Here is a 19,361-nt window from a genome sequence, read left to right on the forward strand (position 1 = left end):
CCTGGAAACTAGAACCGGTTCCTTGCCAGTGGCAAGGAGGTGTGGCGCGGGCCACATCACGCTTGGCAACTACGTGCTACTGCTCCTACCCGGGCGTTGTTGCACCACTTCTGGCGCTGTGACCCTCAGTTGCAAGGGGCCGCCACCGGCGGTGTGGCAGGCTCCCCGCGTGAGTACGGGCAGCGTGGAGCAGGGATTCGAGCCGGACGCGATCGTCGTGGGCGCCGGCCTGGCCGGGCTGGTGGCGACCTACGAGGCGACCCGGGCCGGCAAGCGGGTACTGGTGCTGGACCAGGAGAACCGCGCCAACCTCGGCGGGCAGGCGTTCTGGTCGCTGGGCGGGCTGTTCCTCGTCGACTCCCCCGAGCAGCGGCGGATGGGCATCAAGGACTCCGTCGAGCTGGCCTGGCAGGACTGGCAGGGCTCGGCGGGCTTCGACCGCACCGACACCGAGCCCGACGGCAGCCCGGGGCAGGACCACTGGGCGCGACAGTGGGCCGAGGCGTACGTCCGCTTCGCCGCCACCGAGAAGCGCGCCTACCTGCGCGAGCTGGGCCTCAAGGTGCTGCCCTTCGTCGGCTGGGCCGAGCGCGGGCGTGGCGACGCGGCGGGCCACGGGAACTCCGTGCCCCGCTTCCACCTCACCTGGGGCACCGGCCCCGAGGTGGTGCGGGTCTTCCTCGAACCGGTCCTGGCGGCCGAGGAGCAGGGCCTGGTGCGCTTCGGGTTCCGGCACCGCGTCGACACCCTGGTCAAGGACGGCGACGCCGTGGTCGGCGTCAGCGGGGCGGTCCTCGAGCCGTCGTCGGCCGAGCGGGGCTTCGCGTCCTCGCGCGTCGAGGTCGACGCCTTCGAGCTGCGGGCGCCGGCCGTCGTGGTCACCACGGGCGGCATCGGCCACAACCACGAGCTGATCCGGGCGAACTGGCCGGCCGATCGGCTCGGTCCCGCTCCGGCGCACATGATCAGCGGCGTGCCGGCGTACGTCGACGGGCGTGGTCTCGCGATCGCCCAGGCCGCGGGTGCCCGGCTGGTCAACCCGGACCGGATGTGGCACTACACGGAGGGCATCCACAACTGGGACCCGGTCTGGCCCGACCATGCCATCCGGGTCATCCCCGGGCCGTCCTCACTGTGGTTCGACGCGACCGGGCAGCGGCTGCCCGCGCCCAACTATCCCGGGTTCGACAGCCTCGGCACGCTCGCCACCATCGGCGCGACCGGCTACGACTACACGTGGTTCGTGCTCACCCAGTCGATCATCGAGAAGGAGTTCGCGCTCTCCGGCTCCGAGCAGAACCCCGACATCACCGGCAAGGACCTCAAGGTGATGCTCCGGGCCCGGCTCGCGAAGGGCGCCCCCGCCCCGGTCGAGCGGTTCAAGACCGACGGCCTCGACTTCGTCGTCGCCACCTCGCTCGAGGACCTGGTCGACGGCATGAACGCCATCGTCGACGGCGACTCCCCGGCCCGCGGCCCGCATCTCGACGCAGCGGTGCTCCGCCGCCAGATCGAGGCCCGCGACGCCGAGCTCGACAACGGGTTCAGCAAGGACTTCCAGCTGATGGCGATCGCCAACGCCCGCCGCTCCCGCACCGACCGGCTGATCCGGGTGGCCAAGCCGCACAAGGTCCTCGACCCCGAGCACGGCCCGCTCATCGCCGTACGCCTCAACATCTTGACCCGCAAGACCCTCGGCGGCGTCGCCACCGACCTGTCCTCCCAGGTCGTCGACGGGTCCGGGACCGCGATCCCGGGTCTGTACGCCGCCGGCGAGGTCGCCGGGTTCGGTGGCGGCGGCGTGCACGGCTACAACGCCCTGGAGGGCACCTTCCTCGGCGGCTGCATCTTCTCGGGACGGGCCGCCGGGCGCGCCATCGCCCGCAACTGAACCCGCCGCCGTTGAGTCGCCGCATCTGACCCGTTGAGTCGGCCGTTCTGACCCGTTGAGTCGGCCGTTCTGACCCCCTGAGTCGGCCCATCTGACCTATCGAGTCGCCGCCCCGACCCGTGGGATCGGCAGTTCGACGGGTCAGATGGGGCAACTCAATAGGTCAGATGCGGCAACTCAACGGGTCAGATGGGGCGACTCAACGGGCGGGGTCCACCAGGATCTTCGCGTGCCGCTCGGGGTCGCCGAGGTCCTCGAAGGCACCGGCGACGCCGTCCAGCCCGACCGTACCCGTCACGAGCGGACGCACGTCCACCTTGCCGGAGGCGATCCACTGCAGCGTCTGGTGGAACTCGCTGGGGTCGTAGGCGAAGGCGAAGCGCAGGTCGATCTCCTTGTTGATCGCCATCGACGGGCGGAAGGTGTCCTCGCCCATGCACACGCCCACGACGACCACCCGCGACAGGAGCGGGGCGTTGGCGACGACGTGCTCGATCATGCCGGGGATGCCGACGCACTCGAAGACGACCGGCCCCCGCGGGGTGGCGCCGGCCTTCTCGGCGGCGCGCAGGACGTGCGCCCACGGCAGGAGGGGGACGGCGCGCAGCTTGTCCATCGCGTCGATGCCCATCTCGGCGAGGGCGATCGCCTCGGTGAGATAGCGCTTCGACGCGGCGAACGACGCCCACGGTGACTCCTCGGCGGGGTCGACGACGACGTCGGCGCCCATCCGCTCCGCCAGGGCGCGACGGCCAGCGGAGAAGTCGCTGGCGATGACGTGGCGCACCCCGGTGGCCTTGAGCATCGCGATCACGGCGAGCCCGATCGGACCGCAGCCGATCACGACGGCCGTGTCCTTCGCGCCGACCTCGCCGCGGCGTACGGCGTGCAGGGCGACCGCCATCGGCTCGGTGAGGGCGGCGGCCTCCGCGTCGAGGCCATCCGGGACGCGCAGGGTCATCGACGGCACGGCGAGCACCTGCTCGGCGTACCCGCCCGAGGCCAGCGCACTCAGCCCGGTGAGGTGGACGGACCCGCCGGCGCGCAGCACCGGCAGGGCGACGACCCGGGTGCCGACCGGGAACGCCTTGCGGGTGCGCGGACCGTAGTCCGCGACGGTGCCGACGAACTCGTGTCCCATCACGACCCGGTCCGTCGAGCGCATGAAGTGGTCGTAGCCGAGCTCGGCCACGTCGGCCGCCGTCTCGTCGCAGTGCACCCGGGCGTGCAGGTCGGAGCCGCAGATCCCGCACCGCTCCACGTCGATCAGCACCTGCCCCTGCTCGGGTGTCAGGTCGGGGAGATCCTCGACGGTGAGCTCGGCCCGGTGGCACACGACGGCACGCATGCGGACATCATGCCGTCCGGCGTCCGGCCCCAAAAACGACGCGGCCCGGGAATTCTCACCCGGGCCGCGCACTGGGGGGATGGGCCCCTTCCGGAGGCCCGGTCCCGATTCTGCGCCGCCACCCGGCCGCCGGGCACCTCGGGCGAGGTCATCTCACCCAGCAGTTCACCCGGGCCGGTCGTCGCCGAGCAGGCCCAGCCGGATGCCCCGCTCGAGGGCCGCCTCGCGCGTGTTCACGCCCCACTTGCGATAGATGCTGCGCATGTGCGACTTCACCGTCTCCGGGGACAGATGGAGCGCGGCGGCGAGGTCGCTGCGGCGTGGATGGTCGACCGAGGCGCGCAGCACCGCGAGCTCCTGTGCGGTCAGCGGGCTGACCTCGACGCCGGGATCGATGGTGCCGACGACGTCGACGTCCAGGTAGGAAGCCGCCGCGGCGCGACCCGAGTGCCGGGCGAGGTCGCGCAGCGCCTCGAGATCCTTGCCGGGCACGTGCAGCAGGTGGGCCCGGACACCGTGCTCGGCGTGGAGCGAGGCGGCCCGGTCGAGCAACGCGCCGGCGGCGTCGGGGTGTCCGGCACGCAGGGCGGCCGCGGCGCCGAGCGTGGCGAGGCCGGCGCGCGACCGGATGCTGTGCCCGGGGAGCGACTCGAGGCGAGGTACGACGTGCAGAGCGCCGGCCGCGTCGCCGCCGGTGAGCCGGCTCAGGACCTGCGCGGGCGCGACCTGGCCGGGCCAACGGCTCGGGCGGCGCAGCAGCTCCGCCGCCTCGCGGGTGCGGCCCTCGGAGAGCCAAGTGATGGCGAGCAGGCCGTGCAGCACCGAGGTGCCGAAGCTGTCACCGGCGCCGGGCGGCGGCGGCCAGGCCTGCAGGGCATCGGCGACCCGCTGGACCTCAGGGCCCGACTCCTCCAACCCGAGGCGCGCCTGGAGCAGGGTCCAGGTGAGGAACGGCCAGAACTCGGCGGTGTGGATGAAAGACTCGCAGCCGTCGTACTCCGCGATGGCGCCGGCGAAGTCGAAGTCGTCGAGGCGCAGCATCGCGTTGCCGATCCTGCCGAGCGCGTTGACGTAGGTGTGGGCGTGGTCGCGGGGCCACGCCCGTGGATCGATCAGCCGCGCGGTGTGGGCGGCCTCGCGGCACCGGCCGTCGATGGCCGACAGCCCGACGCCGTAGACCAGCGTGTAGTTGCGCGCCCAGGGACGGGTGGCGGTCGCGATCGCCCGGGTGACGACGGCGTGCGCGTCCTCGAGCTCGCCGGCCTGGAACAGGGAGTAGCCCACCTGTCGCAGGCCCATCGCCCGCAGCTCGAGGAGCCGGTCGTCGTCGCCGATGTCGATGTCGTCGTAGAAGTCGAGTGCGGCGCGGCCGGCGGTGGCCGCCTCGACGTACCGCCCCACGAACCGCAGGCTGGCCGACTTCGCCACCCGCTGAAAGAACGACGAGCCGCGATCGAGATGACGCCAGTCGTCGCTCGTCTGGTCGGCGGTCCGCAGGAAGTACTCGCCGGCGGCGCCGCGGGTGGCCGGGTTGCTGAGCAGCGCCAGCCCGCGCGCGAACGCGAGAACGGGCTGTCGCATCAGCAGCGCCCGTGGGATCCGGGCCAGCTGCCGGTCGAGATGATCGGTCGTGTAGCTCTCCGGCGAGCTCAGCAGCACGCTGCGAAAGATCCGGCTCGCCAGCTCGTAGCGTCCCGCGTCGACGGCGAGCTCCAACGCCTGCTCGTGCTCGTCGTTGTCGTGCAGCCAGGTCGCGGCGGTGCCAGCGCTGCGCCGGTAGCGGTCGGAGTCGTTGGTCCGCAGGTCGTCGCGGACGGCCTCGCGGAGCGAGTCGACGTACTGGAAGACGGGGCGGTCGGCGAGGTAGGGCACCCAGCGCCCGAAACCGTTCCACTCCAGCTGGTCGACGATCGGCCCCGCGTCCTCGAGACCGGTGAGGGCCTGGGCCAGCTCGAGATCGAAGTACGGCGCGGCGGCGGTGTCGCGCACGAAGGCGGACAGCACGGGATCGTGCATCTGCGAGCTCAGGTCCTGGGCGACGATCGCGCGCCACTCGGCGGAGTCGCGGGCGGGCGGGCACGACCGACCGCGCAGCGCCAGGCTGGCGGCCCGGATGGCCAGCGGGTAGCCGTGGGTGTCGTGATGGACCTGCTCCGCGACCTCCGCCAGGTCGCCGGGCAGGTGTTCGGCGAAGAGCAGGGCCGTCTCCTCGGAGGTGAACCCGAGGTCCTCCTCGCCGATCAGGCGGACGGCGTCCCGCACCCGGTGCACCGGGTCGGCGAGCGTCGTCCCGGCCCGGGTGGTCACCACGATCCGCAGATGGGGCAGCTCGGCGGCCAGGCGCAGGATGTCGCTGTCGACCTGGGCGGCGGCATGGCGCACGTGCTCGTAGGCGTCGACGACGAGGGTCACGGGTCGCCCGTCGACGACCAGGTTCCGGAGGACCGGGACCGGGTCGTCCAGTGCGTCGACGTCGTCGGCGACGACGCCGGCCCGCTCCGGCGACAGGTGTCCGAGCCGGCGGCCGGCGGTGATGACGGCCGTCCAGAACGCGCGGTCGGACTCGACCTCCGCGCTGAGCGCGACCCAGACCAGCCGCTCGTCCGGCGGGCGTGGACCCGCCGCCCACTGCCGGACCAAGGTGGTCTTGCCGTAGCCGGACGGCGCCTGCAGCACCGTGACCGGCGCTGGGTCGACGTCGAGCAGCTCGAGCAGGCGGGGTCGGACGATCGCACCGGCACGCACGGTCAGCACCTCAGAGGGAGAGGGGTGGCAGCTCGGGGGATGCCACCGTCCTCGCATCGTGCCGCAGCGGAACGGCAGACAGGGCACCGGGGTGGCCGGCAGCATCGCTGCCGGCGCCCCGGTGCCCCGTCCTCATCTCCGGGTCACCCGACCGGGGTCGCGACCACCACGAGGTTCTTCGTGTAGTGGTAGCGGCCGTTGGCGTAGGTCACCTTGCCGGTGCAGGTCACCAGGGTCAGCTGGTGCTCCCCGGTCGTGGAGACCTCCGTGCCCGCGAAGCCCTTCTTGCGCGGCTGGGTGAAGACGCGGTCGATCCGGTACCTCTGGATCGTCCCGTCGCTCGCGCGAACAGTGACGACCTGGCCCTTCTTCGCCTTGCGCAGCTTGCCGAAGGCACCCGGGCGGTCCGCGCGGTCCGAGACGTGACCGGCGATCACGGTCGAGCCCACGAGGTCCCCCGGCAGCGCCGATCGGCCCAGCCAGCCGCCCTTGGCGACATTGCCCGGGATCACCATCGAGCCCTTGCGCAGGCCGACGGTGTCGAGCTTGGCCCTCATGCCGAGCGCCTTGATCGAGACCTGGGCCGGACGGACCACGCGGCCCTGGACCGAGGCCTCGGTGCCGGCGTACCCGGTCTCGATCTTCACCTTGCCGTAGTCGGCCCGGTGCACCAGCGTCGTCTCGGTCGGCAGGCCGCAGGCGTGGGTGGCCGCGAGGTTGCGGCGGTCCGCGGCCGTGGCGACGACCCAGGTGTAGTAGCCGGGCTCCGAGACCTGCACGGACGGGGTGTCGACGGTGCCGTTGGCCGGCGTGAAGGCGACCGTGCCCACCAGGTTCTCCGGCGTGCACATCGCGCCCGACGGCGACGCGACCGGGCCGTACAGCGTGGCCGTGCCCTGCGGGCTGCCGCCCGGGACGAGGCCGGTGATCGTGACCGAGTCGCGCAGCGCGACCGGCTTGGTCCGGCCGTTCTTGCCCACTTCCAGCGCGACCTTCCGGTCAGTGCTCGTCAGGATCGACGGCGCACCCAGCGGACCGGTCGCGGTGTTGACCGTGTTCGACGCCGAGATGACCGGCGGGGGCGTGACGCCACCCCGCGTCGGACCGGTCGAGGTCACCGACGCGGTGTTCTCGATCTTCTGTGCCTTCACGTCGGCGGCCGTGACGGTGTACGTCGCGGTGAAGTCCACCGAGGCACCGGGGGCGAGCGTGCCCACCGAGGCCGGCGAGACCGCCGAAAGGCCCGGCAGCGTGTCGCTCACCACCACGTCGTGCGCGGTCGCCTTCCCGTGGTTGGTCGCCGTGAAGGTGTACGTGATCACGTCGCCGTCGTCGGCCTTGCCCAGCGGCAGCCCGTCGGTGGTGATGGCCGACGACTTCACGACCTGCACGTCCGGGTCGGCGGGAGCGATGTCGATCGTCACCGAGGTGCCCGGCGCCGGCGGGGAGACGATCTCGTCGCCGTCCGGGTCGGTGCCCTCCGCCGTCGCGGCGTTGACGAGTTGGCCGCCGTTGTCGACGTCGGCCTGGGTCACGGTGTACGTCGCCGTGAAGACCGCGTCGTCGTCGGGCGCCAGCGTGGGGACGTTGGCCGGCGTGACAGGCGACAGTCCGGGCATCGGGTCGGCGACCGTGACGTCGGCGACGTCGACGTACCCGCTGTTGGTGACGGTGATCGTGTAGGTGATCACATCACCGGCGTCGGCCTGGCCGATGGTGCCGGTGTCGGTGGTCAGCGCCGCCGTCTTGACGAGCTCCAGCTTCGGGGTGCTCGGGCAGCCGGTCACCATCTGCGGGAGTCCCCACTGCGACGCGGTGCCCGCGGGCAGCGTGACGCCGGCGGTGTCGAGCCCGATGTCGCCGGAGTCTGCCGCGTCGGGGGTGCTGATCACGCCGAGGGAACCGGCGCCCCGCTTCGCGAGGTACATCCGGCCGTCCGGGCCGCGCTTCACCTGGCCGCCGTCGTTGTGGAACACGCCGAGATCCACCTCGGTCGCCTTGACCGCGGCACCGTCGGCCGCACCCGCGAGGGTGTAGCGGAACAGATGGGCGCCGCCGAAGATGCGCGTCGCGTAGACGTAGTCGCCCGAGGGGGAGAAGTCGGCCGAGTACATGCTCGTGCCCTGACCGACCGGGGTAGTCCACTCGAAGCGCTGCGCGAAGCGGCCGGTGGTGGCGTCGAAGTCCATCAACCGGATCCGGGAGGCGCCGGCGGCGTTCCCCGTCGCCAGCAGGACGCTGGACAGGTCGGGACTGAGGTTCAGGGTGCCGAACTGGTTGTAGTTGTTCGTCGGCATCACGCTCACCACCGAGTCGCCCGCGGCCAACGGACCGGCGCCGTCAGGATCGACCGGGCCGGCCGCGTCGAACAGGTAGGCCCGGATGTTGGGCGAGGACGCCTGCGCCGTGACCACCCAGAACCCGTCGCCGGAGGCGTTCGGGATCGCGGTCAGCTGCTCGGAGGCGCCATTGGCGGCAGGCTCCAGGGCGACGTTCTTCGTGGCCGTCACGTCACCGAGACCGCCGTCGAGGGACATGTCGACCACCGAGTAGACGAGATGTCCGGTGCCGCCGACCTCCGAGGCGCCGTTGGTGGAGACCACGAAGTAGGTGCCCGGCGAGGTGACGGACGGGAACGCCGCCACCGTCTGTGTCGCCGAGGCGTTGCCGAGCAGGCCGGCGCCGTTCGGCATCACCTGGTGGAACTTGTTGAACACCTGAAGGCCGTTGGACCAGAACAGCAACTGCCCGGCCGCGTCCGTGACGACCGTCGTGCCCTCGATCGAGTTGACGTTGGTGTCCGGGGTCGTGGTCGGCATCGCCGTGCCCGACGTACCGAAGTCCAGGCCGACGCCGTTGCCGAAGTGCCACCAGCGCTGGGTGCCCCGGGTGTCGGCCAGGTCGCAGCCGACCTGCGGGAGGCCGCGCGCGCCGACGGTCAGCGTGGCCGAGCCGGGCGGGTCGAGCCCGACCAGGTCGTCGACATTGGCGGCGGCGTTGGCGAAGGTGTCCCCGGCGTGGGCGCCGGGCGTCACCACGTCGACCGACAGGGCGCAGGACTCCTGGCCCGCGGTGAGGTCGCCCTCGACCGAGACGCCGGTGTCACCGGCGGTGCCACCGCTCAGGATCGCGCCGTTGGCGCAGTCCGTGGCGAACCGCGGCGCCGCGGCGATCTCCATGCCCGCGGGCAGGTTGTCCGTGAACGACCAGCCCTCCTTCGCGGCCAGGTCGGAGGTGTTGGTCACGGTGAACGTCAGCGTGCTCGGGAACCCGGCCGGCACGGTCGTCGGCGAGAACGCCTTGTCCAGCTGCGGGGTCGCGTCGCTGACGACGATGTCATCGAACGCGTGGTCGTTGCCGGCGGCGCTGCCCTGCTCGTTGCGGAGCACGACACCCAGCTCGGTGCCGCTGAACAGGATGCCGTCGGAGATCACGGTGCGGGCACCGTTGGGGCAGGGGTTGAGCGCGCTCGCCCCCACCGGGATCTCGGTGACGCCGTTGTCCAGGTAGAACCGCAGCAGCGGCGGCGCCGCGTGGCAGTTGATGACCGAGGTGTTGGCGGAGAAGGTGAGGAAGCGGTTCGTCGCGTCGTAGGCGATCGGCTGCTCGGTGCGGAACTCGACCAGGTTCGGTCCCGGGTCCCCGCCGCCGGTGAAGGCCGCGGCGGCGTGGTTCGACTCCGGCGACACGGAGCCGTTCATGGCGCCGATCGTCGTCGCGAGGTTCCGCAGCTGGGCGTAGCTGCCGGTGTTGCCGACGGCCTGCTGGTCGGCGTCGCTCGATGTGCCGTCGAGGACGAAGCCGTTCTGCTGGGCGGGGTTGGCCCACGCGCCCTCGGCGGAGTAGGTCTCGCCGTTCGCGCCGACGTAGTCGGTGAGCCGGACGACCTCGCCGTCGGCCATGTCGTTCTCGAAGTCCTCGTGGAAGATGACGACCGGATCGGAGGGATTGCCCGGGTCACCGGGCGCTGCGATCGCCGGCGGAGCCAGCGCGACCGTGGGTACGACGGCCGCCGCGCCGGCGACGAGCGCCAGTGCGAGACCAGGGAGGAGCTTCCTCAAGGTGGGGGGACCTTTCCGAGTGCAGATGGGTGCGATGCGTGCAGCTGGGTGCCGGACGGCAGGCCACCGCACCCGTCCCGGGGAGAGGTGGAAGCGGCCCTGCACCACGGATATCGACCCGGCACCCTGGGGGATACGGCATCGCCCCGAACACCCCCCGGAACCTCACCCGGCGGCGAGGTGACGACAGCGCCGCCTGCCGGCGCGGATCACGATGCCGCGGTCCGCGCCTTCGCGCGTGACTACGCGCTCCCCCGGCGCGACAGGGTGTCGCCGAGGCCGGCCAGGACGCCGCACAGATGGGTCAGGATCTCGATCTCGGGCTCGTCGGCCAGCCGCGAGCGGGCCTCGTCGATCTCACGGTGCAGCCGCGCGAGCCGGTGCTCGACGAGTGCGTCGAACTCCGTGACGCGGCGGACGACCGGGAGCCTGCTGTGCATGTGAGGGATTGTGGGCACGCCGGAGGTGGTCGCGGAGGCAGCACCACGGTTGTCACCCCGGAAGTCACCCGGCGCCCAGCCGCTGCTCCCCCGGTGCTCAGCCGGCGGCGGAGCCCAGCCGCTGCTCCTCGCGGTCGAGGATCGCCTCGACCTGCTTGTACGTCTCGGTGCTGAACGCGCCCACCGAGCGCTCCCGCAGCAACCCCTCGCGCAGCGCGTCGAGGTAGCGGCGCTGGATGATGAACGCCTGCTCCCGCTGGCCCGGCCGGCTCGCCGCGCCGCGTCGTACGCCGGCCAGGAGCATCGGCAGGAAGCGGTCCTTGAGCACCTCCACCACCTCCGGGTCGAGGGCCTCGCCGTCGATCCGCTGGGTGTCGAGCGGCCCCAGGGAATCGGTCGCGTCCTCACCGATCTGGCGCATCAGGGTGAGCACGTCGTCGCGACGCTCGGCCGGGTCGTCGGTCGGGAACCGCATCCGGCGGATCAGTGCCGGGAGGGTCAGGCCGAACAGGGCGAGCGAGACCATCGCGACCAGGCACGCCACCAGCACCACGGTGTTGCGGTGCGGTGTGTCGCTGGGGATCGTCTGCGCCGCGGCCAGCGTGACGACGCCGCGCATGCCGGCCCAGGCCAGGACGAGGTAGCCGCGGGCGGTGATCGGCTCGCGCTCCTCGAAGGCGACGTCGGCGCTGGCGCGGGCGATCCGCTTGCGCGCCCAGCGCAGCCGGGTCTCCTCCCGGTCGTCCTTCGGCTCCCAGGCGGAGACGTGCTGCTCGATCTGGTCCAACCGCAGCCGGGCCCGCCTGTTGCGGTCACCGGGGCCGAACCGGCCGACCAGCGCCGGCCAGGCCAGGCCGGCGAACCGGAGGGCGATCAGCGCACCGAGGACCAGGCTCACCATGCCGACGACCTGGCCGACGCTGGTCTCCGCCCGGGCGTCGTCGACCAGGGCGGGCAGCTGGTAGCCGAGGGCCAGGAAGACGCCGCTCTCCAGGATGAAGTTGATCGTCGCCCAGGTCGTGGTCTGGGTCTGTCGGTCGCGGGCGCTGAACCGCTTCGCGCCCATCGCGCCGGTGACCAGGCCGGCCACGACCACTGCCAGCACCCCGGAGGCGTGCACCTCCTCGGCCGGCACATAGGCCAGGAACGGTGTGATGAACGAGATCGTGGTGTTGAGGACCGGGTCGTCGAGACGCTCGCGCACCAGGACCGTCGCCCACGCCACCAGCCACCCGACCAGGCCCGCGCCGACGACGGCCCAGGTGAAGTCGCCGACCGTGCCGCCGAGGCTGAACGCACTGCTGGTGCCGACGACGGCGATCGCCGTGCGCAGCACGACCAGCGCGGACGCGTCGTTGACCAGGCTCTCGCCCTCGAGCACCGTCATCAACCGCGGCGGCAGTCCGACCCGACGCCCCACAGCGGTCGCGGCGACGGCATCGGTCGGACTCACCACCGCGCCCAGCGCGATGCCCAGCGCGAGTGGGATCGCCGGGAACACCGCGTGCACCAGCAGGCCGACGCACACCGACGACACGATCACCATCACGACCGACAGCCAGCTGATCAGCGCCAGGTTGCGGCGCAGGTCGAGCACGGGCAGCTGGACGGCCGACGCGTAGAGGAGCGGCGGCAGCACGCCGGCCAGGATCAGCTCAGGATCGACCTCGAGCACCGGCGTACCGGGGACCAGGCTCGCGGCGATGCCGAGGGCGACGAGGAGCAGCGGCGCCGCGACACCGGTACGACGGGCGAACACCGCCGCCGCGATGCTGATGCCCAGGCCCGCACCGGCGATGACGACGAACTCGTGGCTCACCCGGTCGAGCCTAGGGGGCGATCATCCGTGCACGGTGCGGTGCAGCTCCGCCATCCGGTTGTCGAGGTCGTGGGCCACGCCGGCGGCGGCGGAGAGCTCCTCGACCAGCTCGGCGGGCACGTCCTTGGCGTACTTGTAGTAGATCTTGTGCTCCACGCTGGCCCAGAAGTCCATGGCCACGGTGCGGATCTGGACCTCGATCGGCACGGCGCGGGTCGTGTCGGACAGGAACACCGGGATCTCCACGATCGCGTGCAGGCTCCGGTACCCGTTCGCCTTCGGGTGAGCGATGTAGTCCTTGACCTGGCGGACGGTGACGTCCGGCTGGGAAGTGAGCATCTCGAGCACCCGGTAGACGTCGGCCACGAAGCTGCACACGATGCGGACGCCGGCGATGTCGCGGATCTGCTCCGCGATCGCGTCCAGCTCGAGCGGGCAGCCGATCCGGGCGGCCTTGTCGCGGAGGCTGTCGATGGTCTTGATGCGGGAGTTGACGTGCTCGATCGGGTTGGCCCCGTCGCGGAAGGTCATCTCCTCACGCAGGATGTTGATCTTGGTGAGGATCTCGTCGAGACCGAACTTGTAGTTCAGGTGGAACAGCCGCAGCTCGCGCAGGAAGGCGGCAGCCGACTCCTCGGGGACGATGGCGGTCACGCGTCGAGTCTGCCCGGTGACCGGTGACCGGTGACCGGTGACCGCCCGGCAGGCGGCCACCGGTCCACCCGGGTCCCCGGAGCCGGGTCAGCTCACGGCGTCGAGGGCGTCGACCATGCCCTCGCCGTAGTAGCTGTTGTCGGCGTCGGTGCCGACACAGGGGACGCCGAACGGGATCTCGGGCAGCGGCGGCGTCTCCTGGATGGTGCAGGGGTGGTCGTCGGCAGCGGCCCGCAGCCTCGCGACCATCTGGGCCGGCGTGAGATCGGGGTGGGCAGACTTCATCAGCGCCAGCACACCGGCGACATGCGGGGCCGCCATCGAAGTGCCGGACTTCAGGCCGTAGCCGTTGCCCGCGACGATGGTGGACAGGATCCGGCGGCCGGGAGCGGCGACGTCGATGATGCCGAGGCCACGGTTGGAGAAGTAGGCCAGGATGTCGTCACGGTGGCTGGCCGACACGGTCACGACGCCGTCGAGCTCGGTCGGGATGTCCTGACAGCCGCTGTTGAGGGTCCGCGTGACCGGGGTCCCGTCATCGGGGCTGCCCTGGTCGAGGAAGGACGTCTTGTCGGACAGGTCGAGCGCGGAGTTGCCGGCCGCGGCCGCGTGGACGACGCCCTGCTCGGTGGACCATGCCACGGCCCGGCGCACGGCCTCCTTGGCGGCGTACTGGTCGGGCTGGTCCTCGCAGTAGAACTCGAACGGGTCGACGTAGTAGCTGTTGTTGGTCACGTCCATGCCGTGCGTGCCGGCCCAGACGAAGCCGCACACGGCGTACTCCGGGTAGATGAACCCGGCGTCGTTGACGACCTTGACCGCCGCCATCCGCACGCCGGGCGCGACGCCGACGATGCCCTCCCCGTTGCGCTCCGCCGCGATCGTGCCGGCGACGTGGGTGCCGTGGTCGCTCGTCGTCGGGTACCAGCCGGTCGCCGAGGTGTCCGGCCGGCCGGCGTCGCTGCAGTTGACCGAGTCGGCGACATCGATGTTGTCGTCGAGGTCGGGGTGGTCGGGGTCGATGCCGCTGTCGAGCACACCGACGAGGACGTCACGGGAGCCGTCGGTGATCGCGTGTGCCTGGTCGGCCTTGATCACCCGCAGGTCCCACTGGTCGCCTTCGAGCGGGTCCGCCGCGACCGCCTCGGTGACCTCGGCACCGGTGTCGCCCTCGGCGCGCGGCGCGGCGGCACGGGCCTGGCTCCTGCCTGGGCCCCACGGCGCCTGCACGCCGTCCGGCGTTCCCTCGCTGACCGGCACGGTGCGGGTGGCCCCGACCGACTCGAGCGCCTTGCCGGCCTGTGTCCTGACGTCGGTGCGGAAGGCCGCCCGGTCGCTGTGCGCGACGACGACGCCGATCTGCGGCCAGGTCTGGACCACCACTCCACCGGCCCGGATGACCGCCCGCTCGACCAGACGGGTCTGGCCGGGGTTGGCGTGCTTCGCGTTGAGCAGGTACGCCGACACGACCCCGTCGGGCGTGCTGATCGGCACCGGGGTGGATGGGGGGCCGTCGCCGGCCGCGCCTCCGGGAGCGGCCGAGGCACCGGACCCACCCACGGACAGCCCGGCCAGGGTGAGGCCCGCGGCGACCGTGAGGGCAGCGGCACGGAGCCGCCGGTTGAACTGAGACATGGGTCAACCTTTCCGAGAGAGCTGGCGCGGATGTGCGCCGCGTCACATCTTGTCCTCTCGGAGGCACTACTGGCGAGAGGATCCTCGGTCGAGATTCGGATTGACCGGAACTGTTCCGCGACCGGACGCGGTGCCGATATCGCGGCCTCGGGTCACATCGAGCGGAGCTGCTCCGCGACGGCAGCGAGGTCCTGATCGGTCCGGACGACGACGATCGCGCCGGGAGCGACCGGCGCGGGGACGGGCGCGGGGGTGAAGAGCGCGTTGACCTGCGCCATCGCCTCGTCGATCTCCAGGTGCGGGTCCTCGCACTCCTCGCGCAGCCAGCGGCGCAGCACCCGGTTGTGGGCGGCGACCACCCCGGCGGCCATCAGCTCGCCACGGCGCTCGGACTCCTCGGAGCCGTCGCCCCACGCGCTGATGTACTGCCGGAACAGCTGCTGGTAGCGCGACCCACTGATCAGCTCCCGCTCGCGCAGCGCCGGGACCGTGGACGTCAGCTGGTAGCGGCGCCGGGCCAGCGGTCCCTCAGCGATGTAGTGGAAGAGGACCACCCGGACGGCGTCGGACACGGCGAGGATGGCGCTCTTCTCGGTCGAGGCGGCCAGCCGCTCCTCGACCGCGGCCAGGATCGCGTCGTGGTCGGGGAAGATCACCATCTCCTTCGACCCGAACAGCCGGAAGAAGGAGCTGCGGCTCACCCCCGCGGCAGCGGCGATGTCGTCGACGCTGGTCTCGTCGTACCCGAACTCGTTGAACAGCCGGAAGGCGGCGTCGACGATCGCCGCGGCGGCACTCCTGCCACGGCGGTCCTCCTCGCGCGATTGCGTCACACCCACTCCGCTCCTGAGCACCGGCCACTTGTGAACTCCAGTGTCAATGGATGATACTCAGTTTCATGACCGAGATCGACCTGCACACGACGGCGGGCAAGCTGGCGGACTTCGACCGCCGCACCGACGAGGCCGTGCACGCTCCCGCCGCCAAGGCGCAGGAGAAGCAGCACGCCAAGGGACGCAAGACCGCCCGCGAGCGCATCGAGCTGCTCTTCGACGAGGGCAGCTTCGTCGAGCTCGACGAGTTCGCCCGCCACCGCTCGACCGCCTTCGGCCTGGAGAAGAACCGTCCGTACGGCGACGGCGTGATCACCGGCTACGGCACGGTCGACGGACGCCAGGTCTGCGTCTTCTCGCAGGACTTCACGGTGTACGGCGGCTCGCTCGGCGAGGTCTACGGCGAGAAGATCACCAAGGTCATGGACCTGGCGATGAAGTCCGGCTGCCCCATCATCGGCATCAACGAGGGCGCCGGCGCCCGGATCCAGGAGGGTGTCGTCTCGCTCGGCCTCTACGGCGAGATCTTCAAGCGCAACGTGCATGCCTCCGGCGTGATCCCGCAGATCTCGATGATCATGGGCAACTGCGCGGGCGGGCACGTCTACTCCCCCGCGGTCACCGACTTCACGATCATGGTCGACCAGACCTCCGCGATGTTCATCACCGGTCCCGACGTCATCAAGACCGTCACCGGCGAGGACGTCACCATGGAGGAGCTCGGCGGCGCCCGGGCCCACAACACCAAGTCGGGCAACGCCCACTACATGGCCTCCGACGAGGAGGACGCGTTCGAGTACGTCAAGGCGCTGCTGGCCTTCCTGCCGCAGAACAACCTCGACGAGGCGCCGTCCTACGACGACGCGGCCGACCTCGACCCCTCCGCCGAGGACCTCGCGCTCGACACGCTGATCCCGGACTCGCCGAACCAGCCCTACGACATGCACGACGTCATCACGACGATCGTCGACGACGGTGACTTCCTCGAGGTGCAGCCGCTGTTCGCGCCCAACATCATCGTCGGCTACGGCCGGGTCGAGGGCCGGTCCGTCGGCGTGGTCGCCAACCAGCCGATGCAGTTCGCCGGCACGCTCGACATCGACGCGTCCGAGAAGGCCGCCCGGTTCGTCCGGTTCTGCGACGCCTTCAACATCCCGGTGCTGACCTTCGTCGACGTCCCCGGCTTCCTGCCCGGCGTCGACCAGGAGCACCTCGGCATCATCCGCCGCGGCGCGAAGCTGATCTACGCGTACGCCGAGGCGACCGTCCCACTCGTCACGATCATCACCCGCAAGGCCTACGGCGGCGCCTACGACGTGATGGGCTCCAAGCACCTCGGCGCCGACATCAACCTGTCGTGGCCCACCGGCCAGATCGCCGTGATGGGCGCCCAGGGCGCGGCAAACATCGTGCACCGCCGTACCCTCGCCGAGCTCGAGGCCGCCGGCGGAGACGTCGAGGCGAAGCGCGCCGAGCTGATCGACGAGTACGAGACCACGCTCGCCAACCCCTACATCGCCGCCGAGCGGGGCTACATCGATGGCGTCATCAAGCCGTCGGAGACCCGCGCCGAGGTGGTCAAGGCGCTGCGCCTGCTGCGCAACAAGCGCGAGGTCCTGCCGCCCAAGAAGCACGGGAACATCCCGCTGTGACCGGCCGTTCGCCGACGAAGGAGGCCTGAATGGCCGGAACAGAAAGCAGTGCGAGCGAAGCGAGCGCGACGCCGTTGCTGTGCGTGAGCGAAGCGAGCGCCGAGGAGGTCGCCGCGATCGTCGCCGTGCTCTCCGCCCTCGGCGGCGGCGCCGCGGCGCCCGAGGCACCCCGCTCTCCGTGGACCGACCCGGCCCGCCGCCTGCGTCGTACCGCCAGCACCCACCCGAACCCCGGACGCGGCGCCTGGCGCGCCAGCGCCCTGCCCCGCTGAACTGGAAGGCCACACCATGTCGTTGAAGAAGGTCCTGATCGCCAACCGTGGCGAGATCGCGGTGCGCGTCATCCGTGCCGCCAAGGACGCGGGCATCGGCTCGGTCGCGGTGTACGCCGAGCCCGACGCCAACGCGCTCTTCGTGCGCCTTGCCGACGAGGCCTACTCCCTGGGCGGCGCCACCCCCGCGGAGACGTACCTCGACATCGCCAAGATCATCGACGTCGCGAAGCAGTCCGGCGCCGACTCGGTGCACCCGGGCTACGGCTTCCTCGCCGAGAACGCCGCGTTCGCACAGGCCGTGCTCGACGCCGGCCTGATCTGGATCGGCCCCTCCCCCGCCGCGATCGAGGGCCTGGGCGACAAGGCGAAGGCCAAGCAGATCGCCCTCGCCGCCGGCGCCCCGCTCGCCCCGGGCCTCAAGGACGCCGTCGAGTCCGCCGACGAGATCGTCGCGTTCGCCGAGGAGCACGGCCTTCCCGTCGCCATCAAGGCGGTCTTCGGTGGTGGCGGACGCGGCCTCAAGGTCGCCCGCACCCTCGAGGAGATCCCCGAGCTCTTCGAGTCCGCGACCCGCGAGGCGATCGGCGCCTTCGGTCGCGGGGAGTGCCTGGTCGAGAAGTTCCTCGACAAGCCCCGCCACGTCGAGACCCAGTGCCTGGCCGACACGCACGGCAACGTCGTGGTCGTCTCCACCCGGGACTGCTCGCTGCAGCGCCGCCACCAGAAGCTGGTCGAGGAGGCGCCCGCGCCGTTCCTCACCGAGGAGCAGAACCAGCGCCTCTACGACTCGTCCAAGGCCATCCTGCGCGAGGCCGGGTACGTCGGCGCCGGCACCTGCGAGTTCCTCGTGGCCGCCGACGGCACCATCTCCTTCCTCGAGGTCAACACCCGCCTCCAGGTCGAGCACTGCGTGTCCGAGGAGGTCACCGGCATCGACCTGGTCCGCGAGATGTTCCGCATCGCGGCGGGCGAGGAGCTCGGCTACGGCGACCCGGAGATCCGCGGCCACTCGATCGAGTACCGGATCAACGCCGAGGACGGCGGCAACAACTTCATGCCCGCCCCCGGCACCCTCACCGCGTGGAACCCGCCCCAGGGCCCGGGCGTCCGCGTCGACGGCGGCTACGAGGTCGGCGAGACCGTCCCCGGCGCGTTCGACTCGCTGATCGCCAAGCTGATCATCACCGGGTCGAGCCGCACCCAGGCGATCGAGCGGTCCCGCCGGGCACTCGCGGAGTTCGAGGTCGACGGCATGCCGACCGCGATCACCTTCCACGAGGTCATCGTCAACGACCCCGCCTGGGTCGGCGCGTCCACGCCGTCGGGCGAGGGCTCCTTCGACGTCTACACGACGTGGATCGAGACCGACTTCGACAACCAGATCACGCCGTACGGCGGCGCCGCGGGCGAGCCCGATGAGGCCGGCGAGAAGCAGAAGGTCGTCGTCGAGGTCGGCGGCAAGCGGATCGAGGTCGTCCTCCCGGCCGGTCTCGGCGGCCTCGGCGGCGGTGCCGCCGCCGGCGGCGCGAAGAAGCCGAAGCGCGCCGGCGGCAAGAAGGCCGGCGCCGCGGCATCCGGTGACTCGGTCACCTCGCCGATGCAGGGCACCATCGTCAAGGTCGCCGTCGAGGAGGGCCAGGAGGTCGCCGAGGGCGACGTCGTCGTGGTCCTCGAGGCGATGAAGATGGAACAGCCGCTCAAGGCCCACAAGGCCGGCACGATCACCGGTCTCTCGGCCGAGGTCGGCGTCACCATCGGCAACGGCGAGGTCGTCTGCGAGATCAAAGACTGACCCCGACCCGTCGCAGATTGAACTCTGTCCGACGCTGACCCGTCGCAGATTGAACTCTGTCTGACCCCGACCCGTCGCAGATTGAATCCGGATCAACACCGACCCGGGGCAGATAGTACACTCGGGAGGTGAAAATTGGGCGGGTCGCGGCGGTGGACCGGTAAATCTGTGGCGGGTCGGGGGGGTGGTGGCGTGAGTGGGCGGCGGGGGGGCGCG

The 19,361-nt window shown here is 71.4% G+C and carries 12 protein-coding genes; 4 read left to right on the top strand and 8 right to left on the bottom strand.

Annotation, left to right across the window (positions count from 1 at the left end; translation table 11 throughout):
• Window positions 1–169 precede the first annotated feature (169 nt).
• Window positions 170–1,891 (top strand): FAD-binding dehydrogenase, encoded by a 1,722-nt coding sequence (locus KVF89_RS20290; RefSeq protein ID WP_257428106.1) that lies wholly within the window; start codon window positions 170–172, stop codon window positions 1,889–1,891.
• Window positions 1,892–2,090: 199 nt separating this feature from the next.
• Here KVF89_RS20290 and KVF89_RS20295 read toward each other — a convergent pair whose 3' ends face one another.
• The 8 genes from KVF89_RS20295 to KVF89_RS20330 all read right to left on the bottom strand — a co-directional run bounded on the left by KVF89_RS20295 (window position 2,091) and on the right by KVF89_RS20330 (window position 15,426).
• Window positions 2,091–3,239 carry a zinc-binding dehydrogenase gene (locus tag KVF89_RS20295; protein ID WP_257428108.1) on the bottom strand — a complete coding sequence of 383 codons (1,149 nt, stop codon included), beginning with the start codon at window positions 3,237–3,239 and terminating at the stop codon, window positions 2,091–2,093.
• 165 nt (window positions 3,240–3,404) lie between these two features.
• The gene (locus KVF89_RS20300) at window positions 3,405–5,984 is read right to left on the bottom strand and encodes a LuxR C-terminal-related transcriptional regulator (protein WP_257428109.1); all 2,580 of its coding nucleotides are present in this window, start codon (window positions 5,982–5,984) and stop codon (window positions 3,405–3,407) included.
• A 143-nt stretch (window positions 5,985–6,127) separates the two neighbouring features.
• Window positions 6,128–10,045, bottom strand: coding sequence for a CLIPPER-2 domain-containing protein (locus KVF89_RS20305; RefSeq protein ID WP_257428112.1), 3,918 nt, complete (start codon window positions 10,043–10,045; stop codon window positions 6,128–6,130).
• 242 nt (window positions 10,046–10,287) lie between these two features.
• Window positions 10,288–10,485: a hypothetical protein gene (locus KVF89_RS20310; RefSeq protein WP_257428113.1), complete on the bottom strand. Its 198-nt coding sequence runs from the start codon at window positions 10,483–10,485 to the stop codon at window positions 10,288–10,290.
• Window positions 10,486–10,582: 97 nt separating this feature from the next.
• A complete protein-coding gene (locus tag KVF89_RS20315; RefSeq protein ID WP_257428114.1) occupies window positions 10,583–12,304 on the bottom strand; it encodes a cation:proton antiporter in 1,722 nt (573 codons plus the stop codon).
• A 21-nt stretch (window positions 12,305–12,325) separates the two neighbouring features.
• Window positions 12,326–12,958: a GTP pyrophosphokinase gene (locus KVF89_RS20320; protein WP_257428115.1), complete on the bottom strand. Its 633-nt coding sequence runs from the start codon at window positions 12,956–12,958 to the stop codon at window positions 12,326–12,328.
• Between the two features lie 87 nt (window positions 12,959–13,045).
• Window positions 13,046–14,593: a S8 family peptidase gene (locus KVF89_RS20325; RefSeq protein ID WP_257428117.1), complete on the bottom strand. Its 1,548-nt coding sequence runs from the start codon at window positions 14,591–14,593 to the stop codon at window positions 13,046–13,048.
• A gap of 152 nt (window positions 14,594–14,745) precedes the next feature.
• A complete protein-coding gene (locus tag KVF89_RS20330; protein WP_257428118.1) occupies window positions 14,746–15,426 on the bottom strand; it encodes a TetR/AcrR family transcriptional regulator in 681 nt (226 codons plus the stop codon).
• Between the two features lie 65 nt (window positions 15,427–15,491).
• Between KVF89_RS20330 and KVF89_RS20335 the strand changes: the two genes are divergently transcribed.
• Genes KVF89_RS20335 through KVF89_RS20345 form a run of 3 tightly spaced genes read left to right on the top strand, consistent with a single transcriptional unit; the run spans window position 15,492 to window position 19,145 of the window.
• On the top strand, window positions 15,492–17,078 hold the full coding sequence (locus KVF89_RS20335) for an acyl-CoA carboxylase subunit beta (RefSeq protein ID WP_257428120.1): 1,587 nt from the start codon (window positions 15,492–15,494) through the stop codon (window positions 17,076–17,078).
• Window positions 17,079–17,107: 29 nt separating this feature from the next.
• Window positions 17,108–17,350 carry an acyl-CoA carboxylase subunit epsilon gene (locus KVF89_RS20340; protein WP_257428122.1) on the top strand — a complete coding sequence of 81 codons (243 nt, stop codon included), beginning with the start codon at window positions 17,108–17,110 and terminating at the stop codon, window positions 17,348–17,350.
• Window positions 17,351–17,366: 16 nt separating this feature from the next.
• Window positions 17,367–19,145, top strand: coding sequence for an acetyl/propionyl/methylcrotonyl-CoA carboxylase subunit alpha (locus tag KVF89_RS20345; RefSeq protein WP_257428124.1), 1,779 nt, complete (start codon window positions 17,367–17,369; stop codon window positions 19,143–19,145).
• Window positions 19,146–19,361 lie beyond the last annotated feature (216 nt).

The sequence above is a fragment of the Nocardioides carbamazepini genome (genome assembly GCF_024614185.1).
Taxonomy (GTDB): Bacteria; Actinomycetota; Actinomycetes; order Propionibacteriales; family Nocardioidaceae; genus Nocardioides; species Nocardioides carbamazepini.